12 protein-coding genes are annotated in these 14,169 nt (G+C 71.0%); 3 read left to right on the forward strand and 9 right to left on the reverse strand.

Annotated features, from left to right (window positions below):
• Positions 1 to 438: 438 nt before the first annotated feature.
• Positions 439 to 1,773: a 4-aminobutyrate--2-oxoglutarate transaminase gene (gene gabT / locus GT042_RS10170; protein ID WP_161308388.1), complete on the forward strand. Its 1,335-nt coding sequence runs from the start codon at positions 439 to 441 to the stop codon at positions 1,771 to 1,773.
• A gap of 125 nt (positions 1,774 to 1,898) precedes the next feature.
• Positions 1,899 to 2,819: a phosphatase PAP2 family protein gene (locus GT042_RS10175; protein WP_161308389.1), complete on the forward strand. Its 921-nt coding sequence runs from the start codon at positions 1,899 to 1,901 to the stop codon at positions 2,817 to 2,819.
• Here the strand turns inward: GT042_RS10175 and GT042_RS10180 are convergent.
• The 8 genes from GT042_RS10180 to GT042_RS10215 form a co-directional block, all read right to left on the reverse strand.
• Positions 2,807 to 4,633 (reverse strand): glycoside hydrolase family 18 protein, encoded by a 1,827-nt coding sequence (locus GT042_RS10180; protein ID WP_161308390.1) that lies wholly within the window; start codon positions 4,631 to 4,633, stop codon positions 2,807 to 2,809. The two genes, GT042_RS10175 and GT042_RS10180, sit on opposite strands and share 13 nt — an antisense overlap.
• 149 nt (positions 4,634 to 4,782) lie before the next feature.
• The gene (locus tag GT042_RS10185) at positions 4,783 to 5,220 is read right to left on the reverse strand and encodes a hypothetical protein (RefSeq protein WP_161308391.1); all 438 of its coding nucleotides are present in this window, start codon (positions 5,218 to 5,220) and stop codon (positions 4,783 to 4,785) included.
• A 172-nt stretch (positions 5,221 to 5,392) separates the two neighbouring features.
• Positions 5,393 to 6,808: an FAD-dependent oxidoreductase gene (locus GT042_RS10190; protein WP_161308392.1), complete on the reverse strand. Its 1,416-nt coding sequence runs from the start codon at positions 6,806 to 6,808 to the stop codon at positions 5,393 to 5,395.
• Between the two features lie 105 nt (positions 6,809 to 6,913).
• On the reverse strand, positions 6,914 to 7,720 hold the full coding sequence (locus GT042_RS10195; protein ID WP_161308393.1) for an ABC transporter permease: 807 nt from the start codon (positions 7,718 to 7,720) through the stop codon (positions 6,914 to 6,916).
• Entirely contained in the window at positions 7,720 to 8,604 is an 885-nt protein-coding gene (locus tag GT042_RS10200) for an ABC transporter permease (protein WP_161308398.1), read from the reverse strand. Before GT042_RS10200 ends, GT042_RS10195 begins: the two co-directional genes overlap by 1 nt.
• A 65-nt stretch (positions 8,605 to 8,669) precedes the next feature.
• The gene (locus GT042_RS10205) at positions 8,670 to 9,854 is read right to left on the reverse strand and encodes an ABC transporter ATP-binding protein (RefSeq protein ID WP_161308394.1); all 1,185 of its coding nucleotides are present in this window, start codon (positions 9,852 to 9,854) and stop codon (positions 8,670 to 8,672) included.
• 65 nt (positions 9,855 to 9,919) lie between these two features.
• Positions 9,920 to 11,167 (reverse strand): spermidine/putrescine ABC transporter substrate-binding protein, encoded by a 1,248-nt coding sequence (locus GT042_RS10210; RefSeq protein ID WP_161308395.1) that lies wholly within the window; start codon positions 11,165 to 11,167, stop codon positions 9,920 to 9,922.
• Between the two features lie 51 nt (positions 11,168 to 11,218).
• On the reverse strand, positions 11,219 to 12,736 hold the full coding sequence (locus GT042_RS10215; RefSeq protein WP_161308396.1) for a gamma-aminobutyraldehyde dehydrogenase: 1,518 nt from the start codon (positions 12,734 to 12,736) through the stop codon (positions 11,219 to 11,221).
• Between the two features lie 274 nt (positions 12,737 to 13,010).
• Here GT042_RS10215 and GT042_RS10220 point away from each other — a divergent pair, with 274 nt between their 5' ends.
• Positions 13,011 to 13,577, forward strand: a complete 567-nt coding sequence (locus tag GT042_RS10220; protein ID WP_161308399.1) for an NADAR family protein — start codon at positions 13,011 to 13,013, stop codon at positions 13,575 to 13,577.
• A gap of 47 nt (positions 13,578 to 13,624) precedes the next feature.
• Here GT042_RS10220 and GT042_RS10225 read toward each other — a convergent pair.
• Positions 13,625 to 14,169 (reverse strand): DUF4190 domain-containing protein (locus GT042_RS10225; protein WP_161308397.1); only part of this gene is annotated, 545 nt, incomplete at its 5' end.

Raw genomic sequence — 14,169 nt, forward strand, 5'->3', positions numbered from 1 at the left:
CCGGGCGCGGGGGGCGGGCCCGGGACGGTCCGGCCGGCGGTCGGAGGCAGGGCCGGCATGGGCGGCGGTCCCGCGGGGCGGGGCACGGGGTTGCCGCGTGTCCCCCGGGAGTCCCCCCTCGCCTCGCCCCGCGCCTCGTACGTGCCGTCGGTGTCCATGAGCTCCTGCCCCCTGACCAGCCAGGTCCGATCTGTGTACCCGACTCAATGTATGGCCATCGCATGGAATTGACGGGTAGTTGGACGTTCCGCGGTCGCACAGGTGTCGTACCTCGCCCACCCTCCCCCACCCCCCTATGTCCGTCACGGACAAACGACACGCCCGGATCACTACCGAACGGCGCATGCCCGGGTGGGTGTCGCGCGCCTAGCCTGCGGGGAAGCGCCGCGTCCACGTCCGAGTCCGGAGCATCGCCGGAGCACCCCCCAGGAGCCCCTCATGACCGCCATCCCGCAGGAGCGCCGTCTTCTCACCGCCATTCCAGGACCCAGGTCGCTGGAGTTGCAGGCCCGGCGCTCCGCCGTGGTCGCCGCCGGGGTGGCGTCCACGCTGCCCGTGTTCGCCGCGCGCGCCGGGGGCGGGGTCCTGGAGGACGTGGACGGGAACCGGCTGATCGACTTCGGGTCCGGGATCGCGGTCACCACGGTCGGCGCCAGCGCCGAGGCCGTCGTGCGCCGGGCCACCGCGCAGCTCGCGGACTTCACCCACACCTGTTTCATGGTCACGCCGTACGAGGGGTACGTGGAGGTCTGCGAGCGGCTCGCCGAGCTGACCCCCGGCGACCACGCGAAGAAGTCCGCGCTGTTCAACTCGGGCGCCGAGGCCGTCGAGAACGCCGTGAAGATCGCCCGCAGTTATACGAAGCGGCAGGCGGTGGTCGTGTTCGACCACGCCTACCACGGCCGTACGAACCTGACGATGGCGCTGACCTCGAAGAACATGCCGTACAAGAACGGCTTCGGACCGTTCGCCCCGGAGATCTACCGGGTGCCGGTCGCGTACGGCTACCGCTGGCCGACCGGCCCCGAGAACTGCGGCGCCGAGGCGTCCGCGCAGGCCATCGACCAGATCACCAAGCAGATCGGGGCCCGGAACGTCGCCGCGATCATCATCGAGCCGCTGCTCGGCGAGGGCGGTTTCATCGAGCCGGCCAAGGGCTTCCTGCCCGCGCTGGCGCGGTTCGCGAAGGACAACGGCATCGTGTTCGTGGCGGACGAGATCCAGTCCGGGTTCTGCCGTACGGGCCAGTGGTTCGCGTCCGAGGACGAGGGCGTCGTGCCCGACCTGATCACCACGGCGAAGGGCATCGCGGGCGGCCTGCCGCTCGCCGCCGTGACCGGCCGCGCGGAGATCATGGACGCGGCGCACGCGAGCGGGCTGGGCGGTACGTACGGCGGGAACCCGGTGGCGTGCGCCGCCGCGCTCGGCGCGATCGAGACGATGAAGGAGCTGGACCTCGTCGCGAAGGCCCGGCGCATCGAGGAGATCATGAAGGCCCGGCTCTCCGCGATGAGCGAGAAGTACGACGTGATCGGTGACGTCCGGGGCCGCGGCGCGATGATCGCGATCGAGCTGGTGAAGGACCGGGTCACCAAGGAGCCGGACCCGGAGACGACCGGCGCGCTGGCGAAGGCGTGCCACGCGGAGGGGCTGCTGGTCCTCACCTGCGGTACGTACGGCAATGTGCTGCGCTTCCTGCCGCCGCTGGTGATCGGCGAGGACCTGCTCACCGAGGGCCTGGACATCATCGAGTCGGCGCTCGCCGCGCTCTGAGCGGGCGAAACGGGTGTCATGGTCAGGAGCCGCTGGTCAGGGCGTGTGAAGAAGGTGTGCGAGGGCCATGGCGGCTCTGTTCTCCCGCTGTCCGTCGTCCCCGCCCTGACGTACGGTTCGGGCAGATGAGAGAAACACCCCGCTCGCAGGGGACTGCGGGCGACACCGGTTCGGGGCGTCCCCAGCACCGTTCCGGCCGTGCCTTCGCGCACACCACCGGAGCTTCAGGCTCCGGATCTCCTCACGGATCGGACGGCCGCACGGCCCAAACCCCCCGGGGCGTGCGGCACACCGGTCCTGTCGGCCGCCCTGGAACCACCCCCCCTGTTCCAGGGCGGCCGCTCTCTCGTCCGTCCCGGCAACTCTTCGCGGTCCTCTCCCGCTTCTTCTCGGTCTTCTCCGTTCCGCGCCGTCCGTGGCAGTCCCGGCGCGCGTGGCTCTTCGCGCTGTGCGCGCTCCTCTTCGTGCTCGTCACCTGGCAGGCCGCCGCCGGCGGTCCGGTGCGCCGGGCCGACGAGCGTCTGGAGCTGTCCCTCGCCGGTCACGGCCCCCGGCCCCTCACCGAACTCCTCGCCGATCTCGGCAGTGTGGTCGTCGCCCTGCCCGTCCTGGCACTGGCTCTGGGGTACGTGGTGTGGCGCGGGCGGCGCGACCGGGCCCTGGCCGCCGCGCTCACCATGGTGGCCGTGCCCGTCCTGGTCGTCCCGCTCAAGTTCTGGATCGACCGGCGGGGGCCGCTCACCGACGCCACCGGGTACTACCCGTCGGGCCATACGGCGACGGCGATGGTCGCGTACGGCGCGGCGGCGCTGCTCCTCGCCCCGTACGCGGGCCGGAGACGCACGGCGCCCGTCGCCGTCCTGCTCACCCTGGCGACGGGCACCGGTCTGCTCCTGCGTGGCTACCACTGGCCGCTGGACGTCCTCGGCAGTCTCGCGCTGGGCGGGATGCTGCTGCTTCTGCTGGACCGGGCGCTGCGGGCGGCGGACTCCCGGCGCCCGCAGCGGTCAGGGAAGAAGACGGGCGTCGGCGGTCACGGGAAGTAGGCGTCGAAGTTCCGCGAGAACTCCTGGCCGTTGAACCGGTCCCAGTTGATCGACCAGGTCATCAGCCCGCGCAGCGCGGGCCAGGTGCCGTGGGTCTGGTAGGAACCGCAGTCGGTCTTCTTCGTGAGGCAGTTCAGCGCCTTGTTGACCTCGGTCGGGGTGGTGTAGCCGTTGCCCGCCTGGGTGGAGGCCGGGAGGCCGATGGCCACCTGGTCGGGGCGCAGCGCCGGGAAGACCCGTGACGTGTTGCCGGCCACCGGGAAGCCGGTGAGCAGCATGTCGGTCATGGCGATGTGGAAGTCGGCGCCGCCCATGGAGTGGTACTGGTTGTCGAGGCCCATGATCGAGCCCGAGTTGTAGTCCTGGACGTGCAGCAGGGTGAGGTCGTCGCGCAGGGCGTGGATGACCGGCAGGTACGCGCCGGCGCGCGGGTCCTGACCGCCCCAGGGGCCGGAGCCGTAGTACTGGTAGCCGAGCTGTACGAAGAAGGTCTCGGGGGCCATGGTGAGGACGAAGCCCGCCCCGTACTTGGCCTTGAGGGTCTTGATCGCGGAGATCAGGTTGACGATGACCGGGGTGGTGGGGCTGCGGAAGTCGGTGTCGCCGGTGTTGAGGGAGAGGGAGTGGCCCTCGAAGTCGATGTCCAGGCCGTTGAGGCCGTACTCGTCGATGATCTTCGAGACCGAGGTGACGAAGGTGTCCCGGGCGGCGGTCGTGGCGAGCTGGACCTGGCCGTTGGCGCCGCCGATGGAGATCAGCACCTTCTTGCCGGCCGCCTGCTTGGCCTTGATGGCGGCCTTGAAGTCGGCGACGGACTCGACGTTCGGGCATTCGGCGACCGGGCAGAGGCTGAACCGGATGTCGCCGGAGGTCACCGAGGTGGGCTCGCCGAAGGCCAGGTTGATGACGTCCCACGAGGCGGGGACGTCGGCCATGCGGGTGTAGCCGGAGCCGTTGGCGAAGCTGGAGTGCAGGTAGCCGACGAGGGCGTGCGCGGGCAGGGTCGTACCGCCCCCTCCGCCGCCGCCCGAGGCGCTCGTGGTGGCGGAGACCGCCGGGGAGAGCGCGGAGGCGCCGCCGCTGTTGGTCGCGGCGACCTGGAAGCTGTACGCGGTGGACGCGTTGAGCCCGGAGACGGTCGCGGACGTGCCGGTGACGTCCAGGGCCTTGGTGCCGCCCCGGTAGACGGTGTAGCCGGTGGCGCCGGTGACGGCCGTCCAGGAGAGGCTGACCGAGGACGACGTGACGCCGGTGGACCTGAGGCCGGTGGGGACGGCCGGGGGCTGGGCGGGCGTGCCGCCGGGGCCGACGAGGGTGAGGTCGTCGGCGTAGTAGGCGGGGGTGCCGTACCAGCCGTTGAGGTAGATCGTCACGGACGTGGTGGACGGTCCGGAGCGGAAGCTGGTGGTGAGCTTCTGCCAGTCGGGCGCGGACTGCGTCCAGGTGGAGACGTCGGTGGTGCCGGTGCCGGAGGCGCCGAGGTAGACGTAGCTGCCGCGGACCCAGGAGCTCAGCGTGTACGCGGAGTCGGGCTTGACCGTGACGGTCTGGGAGCACTTGGCGTTGTCGTTGCCCGCGGGCGTGCCGCGCAGGGCGCCGGTGCCGGCGTGGACGGGGGTGGTGACGGCCGCGCCGCTGCCGGCGGTACAACTCCAGCCGCTCAGGCCGGACTCGAAGCCGCCGTTGACGGCGACGTCCACGTCGGCGGCGTGCGCGGTCTGCGCGGTGGCGACGAGGCCGCCCGCGGCGAGCAGGGCCGCCGTGAGGGCGGCCACCAGTCTGGGATACCGGGCAGGACGTCTCGTACGTTCCACAACTGCCTCCGGGCATGGGGGAAATGAGGGGGCGGGTGGCGCACAGCATGGTCCAGACCAATTGGTGTGGTCAAGACCTCTGAGGGCATCGGCCGCGCATCGGCCGCGCCACGCGCCGTTCCCGCTCCCGCCACCCGCCGGACAAGCCCTCAGCCCGCCGCCGCCTCGTGCATCGCCAGCTCCAGCAGCGCCGGGTCGGTCAGGGTGCCCGAGCCGTCCGGCGGGATCAGCCAGCGCACCCCGCCGCCGGCCCGTCCCGGGTACGGCACGACGATCCAGGTCCCGTGGCCCGCGCCGCGCACCCCCGTACCGAGCCAGCGGGTCGCCGTGCCCGGTGGTACGAAGAACCCCATGCGGGAATCGCCGAAGTCGGCGAGGACCGGGCCCGGCCGGTCGACGAGCCGGGTGAGCACGTCGAGCGTCGGATAGCCCAGCTCCCCCGGCAGAATCAGCACGTCCCAGCGCCGGCCGGCCGGCAGCAGCGCCACCCCGAGCGGGCTGCGCTCCCACTCCCACCGGCAGGCATCGGGATCCGGTGCCACCGATACCAGCCACTCCACCGCGCTCTTGGCCCCCGAGCCAGTCATCTGTCCGGCCTCCCATCCGTGTTGTTGGACAGTACGTCCATACGGGGAGAGACACAGGTGGCGCCCGATGATGACGCGGGTTCGGCGGGCCAATTGAAACGCGCGGCCCAACCTACTGACGGCGCAACCGAATTGCGAGTCGGCGGGCGTCGCGGGTCGGGCGGCGCGCGGCTCAGCTGTCGAAGCCGAGTCCCAGCCGGTCCATGGTCCGCAGCCACACGTTGCGCCGCCCGGCGTGTGCGTCGGCGCGGGCCAGCGACCACTTGGTGAGGCCGATCCCGGCCCACGCGGCGGGTTCCGGCGGGAACGGCAGCGGTTTGGTGCGCACCATCTCCAGCTCGGTGCGTTCGGTCCGCTCCCCCGCCAGCAGGTCGAGCATCACCTCCCCGCCGAAGCGGGTGGCGCCGACCCCGAGGCCGGTGTATCCGGCGGCGTACGCGACCCGGCCGTCGTACGCCGTACCGAAGAAGGCCGAGAAGCGCGAGCAGGTGTCGATCGCCCCGCCCCAGGCGTGGCTGAAGCGGATCCCCTCCAGCTGCGGGAAGCAGTGGAAGAAGTGGGAGGCGAGGGTCAGGTAGGTCTCGGGGCGGTGGTCGAGGGCGGCGTCGAGCCGGCCTCCGTACGGGTAGATGGCGTCGTAACCGCCCCACAGGATCCGCTGGTCGGCGGTGATGCGGAAGTAGTGGAACCGGTTCGCGCTGTCGCCGAGGCCCTGGCGGTTGCGCCAGCCCACGGAGGCGAGTTGGGCGTCCGTCAGCGGCTCGGTCGTCAGAGCGTAGTCGTACACCGGCACCGTGTACGGCCGCACCCGCCTGACCAGCGACGGGAAGACGTTGGTGCCGAGGGCGACCCGGCGGGCGAAGACCCGTCCGTACGGGGTGCGGACCGCCATGCCGGTGGCCGTGCGGGCCAGTTCCAGGCCGCGGGTGTTCTCGTAGATCCGTACGCCCAGGCCGGTGACGGCCCGCTTGAGGCCCCACACCAGCTTCGCCGGATGCAGCATGGCCACCCCGTGGGGGTCGTGCAGCCCGCCCAGGAACGTCGGCGAGTCGACCTCGGCCCTGACCGCGTCCCGGTCCAGCAGTTCGAGCCCGGTGGCGCCGGACTTCACCGCCGCCTCGTACGTCTCGCGCAGGTCGGCCAGCTGGTACGGCTCGGTCGCCACGTCGATCTCGCCGCTGCGCTCGAAGTCGCAGTCCAGGGAGTAGCGGGCGACGGCCGCCTCGATGGCGTCGAGGTTGCGGGCCCCCAGCTCTTCGAGGGTCGCCAGCTCGCCGGGCCAGCGGGCGAGGCCGTTGCTGAACCCGTGGGTGAGGGAGGCGGCGCAGAAGCCGCCGTTGCGGCCCGAGGCGGCCCAGCCCGCCTCGTGGCCCTCGATCAGGACGACGTCACGGTCCGGGTCGCGCTCCTTGGCGAGGAGCGCGGTCCACAGCCCGCTGTACCCGCCGCCGATGACCAGCAGGTCGCAGCGCTCGTCGCCGGTGAGGGCGGGCAGGGCTCCGGGGCGGCCGGGGTCGTCCAGCCAGTACGAGAGGGGCTGCGCGTCGGACAGTGAGGCGGCGGCGGTACGCATGGCGCTTGGGGCCATGTCTTCCAACTCCCTCGGAGTTTCCAGGTGGTGGAGCTTCCAGGTGGTGGAGCTTCCAGGTGGTGGAGCTTCCAGGTGGTGACATTCGAACGGCGGACGGACTGCTCAGGTGGTCGCGGCTGTCCTGCGCCGGCGGTTGCTGATCAGCTGTCCCGCGCCCACCAGCGCTACGGCAATGATGAACATCGCCGTGCCGATCACGTTGATCTGCACCGGCGTGCCGCGCTGCGCCGAGCCCCAGACGAACATGGGGAAGGTGACGGTCTGCCCGGCGTTGAAGTTGGTGATGATGAAGTCGTCGAACGACAGGGCGAACGCGAGCAGCGCGCCCGCCGCGATGCCGGGCGCGGCGATCGGCAGGGTGACCCGTACGAACGTCTGCACCGGCCCCGCGTAGAGGTCGCGGGCCGCCTCTTCGAGCCGGGGGTCCATGGACAGGACCCGCGCCTTGACGGCCGTCACCACGAAGCTGAGGCAGAACATGATGTGCGCGATGAGGATGGTCGTGAAGCCCAGCTGCGCGCCCAGGTTGAGGAAGAGCGTGAGCAGCGAGGCTGCCATGACCACCTCGGGCATCGCCATCGGCAGGAAGATCAGCGAGTTGATCGCGCCGCGCGCCCGGAAGCGGTAGCGGACCAGCGCGAAGGCGATCATCGTGCCGAGGACGGTGGCGCCGATCGTGGCGAAGGTGGCGAGCCTCAGCGAGAGGCTCAGCGAGCCGCACAGGTCGGCCACCCCGCAGGGGTCCTTCCAGGCGTCCAGGGAGAAGGTCTGCCAGGAGTAGTTGAAGCGCCCCTGGGGCTTGTTGAACGAGAAGACCATCACGACGACGTTCGGGACGATCATGTACGCGAGCGTCAGCAGGCCCGCGATGACGACCAGGTTCCGCCTGATCCAGCGAACAGCACCCATCAGAGCAGTTCCTCCGTCCCCGCGCGGCGGATGTAGAAGGTGACCATCAGCAGGACGACGGCCATCAGGATGAAGGACAGCGCGGCGGCCGTCGGGTAGTCGAGGACCCGCAGGAACTGCGTCTGGATGACGCTGCCGATCATCTTGGTGTCGGTGGAGCCGAGCAGTTCCGCGTTGACGTAGTCGCCGCTCGCCGGGATGAAGGTGAGCAGCGTGCCGGAGACGACGCCCGGCAGGGAGAGCGGGAAGGTCACCTTGCGGAAGGTGGTCAGGGGCCGGGCGTAGAGGTCGCCCGCGGCTTCGTGGAGCCGGCCGTCGATCCGCTCCAGCGAGGTGTAGAGCGGCAGGATCATGAAGGGCAGGAAGTTGTACGTCAGACCGCAGACGACCGCCATCGGCGTGGCGAGGACGCGGTCGCCCTCGGTCCAGCCGAGCCAGCTGGTGACGTCCAGGAGGTGCAGCGAGTTGAGGACGCCGACGACCGGGCCGCCGTCGCTGAGGATCGTCTTCCAGGCGAGGGTGCGGATCAGGAAGCTGGTGAAGAACGGCGCGATGACCAGGACCAGCACCAGGTTGCGCCAGCGGCCCGCCTTGAAGGCGATGAGGTACGCGAGCGGGTAGCCGAGCAGCAGGCACAGGATCGTCGCCGTGCCCGCGTACAGCAGGGAGCGCACGAACTGGGGCCAGTACTCCTGGAGCGCGTCCCAGTACGTCTGGACGTGCCAGGTGACCTCGAAGCCCGCTTCGAGCGACCCGGTCTGCACGGACGTGGAGGCCTGGTAGACGAGCGGCAGGGCGAAGAAGACCAGCAGCCAGAGGATGCCGGGCAGGAGCAGCCAGTACGGGACGAGCCGTTTGCGCCGGGAGACCTTGTGGAGGGGGATCCCGTCGGGCCCCGCGGCCGGCGGGGCGGGCGGGCCCGGGGGCGCGGGCGGTGCTTCGGTGGCGGTCACGAGGCCTCCCCGTCCGCCGTCTCCGTACCGTCGGCGCCCGTCGTCCCGGCGAGCGCGGACTGCGCGGCGTCCAGGCCGAAGGTGTGTGCCGGGTTCCAGTGCAGGACGACGTCGGCGCCGGCCACCAGGCGGGTGTCCCGCTCGATGTTCTGCGCGTACACCTCCAGTCCCGCACCGGCCGGGCTGTCGATCACGTACTGCGTCGAGACGCCGATGAAGCTGGAGTCCACGATCCGGCCCGTGACACGGTTGCGGCCGTCGGGGATGGTCCCGGCGTCGTCCGCGTGCGCGAGGGATATCTTCTCGGGGCGTACGCCGACGAGGAGCGTGCCGCCGCTGGTGGTCGGCGCGGAACACCGGCCCGCCGGGAGCACCAGCTTGGCGCCGCCGACCGTCACCACCACATCGCCGCCGTTCTTCTCGGCGACCTCGGCCTCGATGAGGTTGGACGTGCCGAGGAAGTTGGCGACGAAGGTGGTGTGGGGGTTCTCGTACAGGTCGGCGGGGCTGCCCAGCTGCTCCACCACCCCGCCGTTCATCACCGCGACCGTGTCGGCCATCGTCATGGCCTCCTCCTGGTCGTGGGTGACGTGGATGAAGGTGATGCCGACCTCGGTCTGGATCCGCTTGAGCTCCAGCTGCATCGTGCGGCGCAGCTTGAGGTCGAGGGCGCCGAGCGGCTCGTCGAGCAGCAGCACCTGCGGGTGGTTGATCAGCGCGCGGGCGACGGCGACGCGCTGCTGCTGGCCGCCGGAGAGTTGGTGGGGCTTGCGCCGGGCGAAGTCACCGAGCTGGACGAGGTCGAGCATGTCGCCGACCTGCTTGCTCACGGACTTCACTCCGCGGCGGCGCAGCCCGAAGGCGACGTTCTCGTAGATGTCGAGGTGCGGGAAGAGCGCGTAGCTCTGGAAGACGGTGTTGACGGGGCGCTTGTACGGCGGCAGGTCGGTGACGTCCTTGTCGCCGAGGAAGACCGAGCCGGTGGTCGGTTCCTCCAGTCCCGCGATCATCCGCAGGGTGGTGGTCTTGCCGCAGCCGGAGGCGCCGAGGAGCGCGAAGAACGAGCCCTGGGGCACGGTGAGGTCGAGCGGTTTGACGGCGTGGAAGGAGCCGTACGTCTTGCTGATCCCGGTGAGGCGGACGTCGTCGCCGCCGTGGCCGGTGGGTGCGGTCTCTGTCATGGGTCACGATCCCGGGGGCTGGGAGGGAGTGGGCGGGGCGGGGCGCGGTGCTCAGGGCCTGCGGCTCAGGCGCCGATGAGCTTGGCGAACTTCCCCTCGTACGCCGTCTCCTCCTTGCTGCTGAGGGAGCGGAAGGCGTGCGAGGCGGCGGCCATGGCCGCGTCCGGGAGGATCAGGGTGTTGTCCGCCATCGCCTTGTCGATCTTCGTCAGCTCCGCGCGGACCCCGTCCACCGGACAGACGTAGTTGATGTACGCGGCCAGCTGGGCGGCGATCGGCGGCTGGTAGTAGTGGTCGATGAGCTTCTCGGCGTTGGTCTTGTGCCGCGCCTTGGCCGGGACCAGCAGGTTGTCGCTGGAGATGATGTAGCCGCTCTCCGGGATGGTGAACTTGATGTCCGGGTTGTCCGCCTGGAGCTGGACGATGTCCCCTGCCCAGGCGACACAGGCCGCGATGTCGCCCTTGTCGAGGTCGGCGGTGTAGTCGTTGCCGGTGAAGCGGCGGATCTGCTGGTTGTCGACGCCCTTCTGTAGCCGGGCGATCGCCGCGTCGAAGTCGTCGTCCGTGAACGACCCGGGGTCCTTGCCGAGGTCGAGGAGGGTCATCCCGACGGAGTCGCGCATCTCGGAGAGGAAGGCGACCCGCCCCTTGAGCGCCGGGTCGTCCAGCAGCTGGCTGACGGACTCGACCTTGCGGCCCTTGGTCGCCTTGGCGTTGTAGGCGATGACGGTCGGGATACCTGTCCAGGGGTACGAGTAGGCCCGGCCCGGGTCCCAGTCGGGCATGCGGAACTGCTCGGCGAGGTTCGCGAACGCGTGCGGCAGGTTCGAGGGGTCGAGTTTCTGCGCGTACCCGAGCCTGATCATGCGGGCGGCCAGCCAGTCGGTGACGCATATGAGGTCACGGCCGGTGTCCTGGCCGGCCGCGAGCTGCGGCTGGATCTTGCCGAAGAACTCGACGTTGTCGTTGATGTCCGCCGTGTACTTCACCGCGATCCCGGTGCGCCGGGTGAAGGCCTCCAGCGTCGGGTAGTGCTTCTCGTCCTCGCTGGTGTCCATGTACTCGGTCCAGTTGGAGAAGACGACCCGCTTCTCCTTCTCCGAGTGGTCCGTCGTCGCCGGGCCGTCCTCGTCCCGCTTGGCGGGCGGGATCCCGCAGGCGCTCAGAGCGGCGAGGCCGCCGACGGTGAGCGCGCCGACCCCGGTGGCGCGCAGCAGCGAGCGGCGGGAGAGGGCGCCCCTGCCGCTGGTCAGGGTGCGCCGCATCGCGGCCCGTTGGGCGGCCGACGGACGGTCGGGCTCGTACTGCTCCATGCGCTGTGCCCTTTCGGGTGGGTGGTAACGGCCGGATCCGCGGGGCAGCCGCTAGGCGCGGTCTCCGAAGATCGTGCGGTGCCAGTCCTTCCGTGCGACCGCGGTGTTGTCGAACATCACGTGCTTGATCTGCGTGTATTCCTCGAACGAGTACGCGGACATGTCTTTGCCGAAGCCGCTGGCCTTGTAGCCGCCGTGCGGCATCTCGCTGATGATCGGGATGTGGTCGTTGACCCAGACGCAGCCGGCCTGGATCTCCCGGGTGGCGCGGCCCGCGCGGTAGACGTCACGGCTCCAGACGGAGGCGGCGAGTCCGTACGGGGTGTCGTTCGCGAGGGCGAGGCCTTCGTCGTCGGTGTCGAAGGGCAGGACGACCAGGACGGGGCCGAAGATCTCGGCCTGGACGACCTCGCTGTCCTGCGGGGCATCGGCGATCAGGGTGGGCCGGTAGTAGGCGCCGTCCTGGAACGCGCCGCCCGGTGCCTCGCCGCCGGTGACCACACGCGCGTAGCCGCGGGCCCGGTCGACGACGGCCGCGACGCGGTCGCGGTGGGCGTGGGTGATCAGCGGGCCCAGGTCGGTGGCCGGGTCGGCGGGATCGCCCAGGCGGACGGTCTCCATGAGCGCGGCGACCCCGCTGACGAACGCGTCGTACAGGGGGCGCTGGACGTACGCGCGGGTGGCGGCGGTGCAGTCCTGGCCGCCGTTGATGAGCGCCCCGGCGACGGCGCCGTGGACCGCGGCCTCCAGGTCGGCGTCGTCCAGGACCAGGAAGGGGGCCTTGCCGCCGAGTTCGAGGTGGAGGCGGGTGACGGTGGCGGCGGCGATCTCGGCGACCCGCTTGCCGACGGGCGTGGAGCCGGTGAAGGAGGTCATCACGACGTCGGGGTGGGCGACGAGCCGCTCCCCCGCGTCCCGGCCCGCGCCCGAGACGATGTTGATCACCCCGTCGGGCAGTCCGGCCCGCTGGGCGGCCTGGGCGAACATCAGCGAGGTGAACGGCGTGATCTCGGCGGGCTTGAGGACGATGGTGTTGCCCGCGGCGACGGCCGGGAGGATCTTCCAGGCGGCCATCTGGAGCGGGTAGTTCCAGGGGGCGATCGAGCCGACGACCCCGAGGGCCTCACGGCGTACGTAGGAGGTGTGGTCGGCGCTGTACTCCCCGGCGGAGACGCCGTCGAGGTGGCGGGCGGCGCCGGCGAAGAACGCGGTGTTGTCGATCGTGCCCGGGACGTCGAACTCGTTGGCGAGCCTGATCGGTTTGCCGCACTGGAGCGACTCGGCGTACGCGAAGTCCGCGGCCTGCTCGGTGAGGACGGCGGCCAGGCGGTGCAGGGCGTCGGAGCGCTCGCTGGGAGTGGCGGCCGACCAGGCGGGGAAGGCGGCGCGCGCGGCGGCGACGGCGTCGTCCACGTCGGCGGTGCCCGCCAGTTCGTACGTGTGGATCACTTCGCCGGTCGCCGGGTCGGTGACCGCCTGCGTACGCCCCGAGGTGCCGGGGCGCAGCCGGCCCCCGATGAACTGCGCGCCGGCCGCGAAGCGGTCCCGCACCTGGAAGCGGTTGCCCATGACGCTCTCCGATGTTCCGGCCGACGTTCCGGCGGTGCCCCCGTACCGGCGGTTCCGCACGCCGGTCGTGGTTACCAGTCGTTGTCCGGCTTCAATTGAGTGCCGATCCTGACAGAGCACGTCCACCTCAACAAGGGATTCCGTTGTTGCCTTTTGGTTACGCGACGGAATCGGTGGACCGTGTGTCGTGTCAGGGGGCTGATCGCCGTACGGAGTGTCCGTGGTGACCGGCAGAATCCCGTGCATGGGAGAACACACGGGGAGCCCGGAGCACATGGAGCACACAGGGAGCACGATCCGCACGGCCGCCGACCTGGTCGCGCGGGCGGAGCGCGGCGAGACGGTGAAGTATCTGCGCTTCTGGGGGCACACACCGAAGGCGGACGGCACGCCGGGTGCCAGCTGTCTCAGCCAGTGGTGGCATTCGCCGTTCACGGTGGACGGGGTGGAGTACGCCACGGCCGAGCACTGGATGATGGCGGCGAAGGCCCGGCTCTTCGAGGACCCGGAGGCCGAGCGCGAGGCCGTGGCGGCGGCGCATCCGGCCCTGGCCAAGAAGGCGGGGCGCCTGGTGCGCGGCTTCGACCAGGCGGTCTGGGAGCGCGAGCGGTTCGGCGTGGTGGTGGAGGGCAGTGTGCACAAGTTCGGGCAGGACCCCGCGCTGCGGGAGTTCCTGCTGGGCACGGGCGGGCGGGTGCTCGTCGAGGCCAGCCCCAGGGACCGGATCTGGGGCATCGGACTGTCGGCGGGGGACGAACGGGCGGCAGACCCCGCCCGGTGGCGGGGCCTGAACCTGCTGGGTTTCGCCCTGATGGAGGCGCGGGAACGGCTCCGGTCCTGAAGGTTCTTAAGATCCTGAGGGTTACGAGGTCGTCCCGCGGCCGGAAGTCACGGCGTCACGAGCACCACGGACGAGGTGGAGAACGGGTCCTCGTCGGTGAAGTCCGAGCCGTCCTCACTGTTGACCACCCAGATGAGGAGGGCGAGGAACACCGCGCCGAGCACGGTGGCGACGGCGCCGAGGATGATCCCCGCCAGCGCCACACCCCCGTTGGTCGCCTCGCCCCTGCGGGCCTTGCCGCGGCCGATGACGCCGAAGATCAGGGCGAGGACACCGAGGAGGATCCCGACGCCCCAGAAGCAGCCGACGACCAGCGCGACGATGCCGAGCACCAGGGCCGTGACACCCATCCCGTTGGAGGGGGCCTGCTGCCAGCCGCCCGCTCCGTAGCCGGGGTACGGGGCGACGTAGCCGCCGGTGGAGTACCCGGCGGGGTAGCCGGTGTGCGTCGCCCCGGTGGGCGCTCCCGCCGGGTAGCCGTAGCCGGCCCCGGTGTCGTGGGTCCCGCCCGCACCCGTGGGGTACGGCGGGCCGTACGGAGCGCCGGGCTGCGGCGGGACGGTCCCGGGCGGGGCGCCGGGGTAGCCGTACG

The organism is Streptomyces sp. SID3212 (genome assembly GCF_009865405.1).
Classification (GTDB): Bacteria; Actinomycetota; Actinomycetes; order Streptomycetales; family Streptomycetaceae; genus Streptomyces.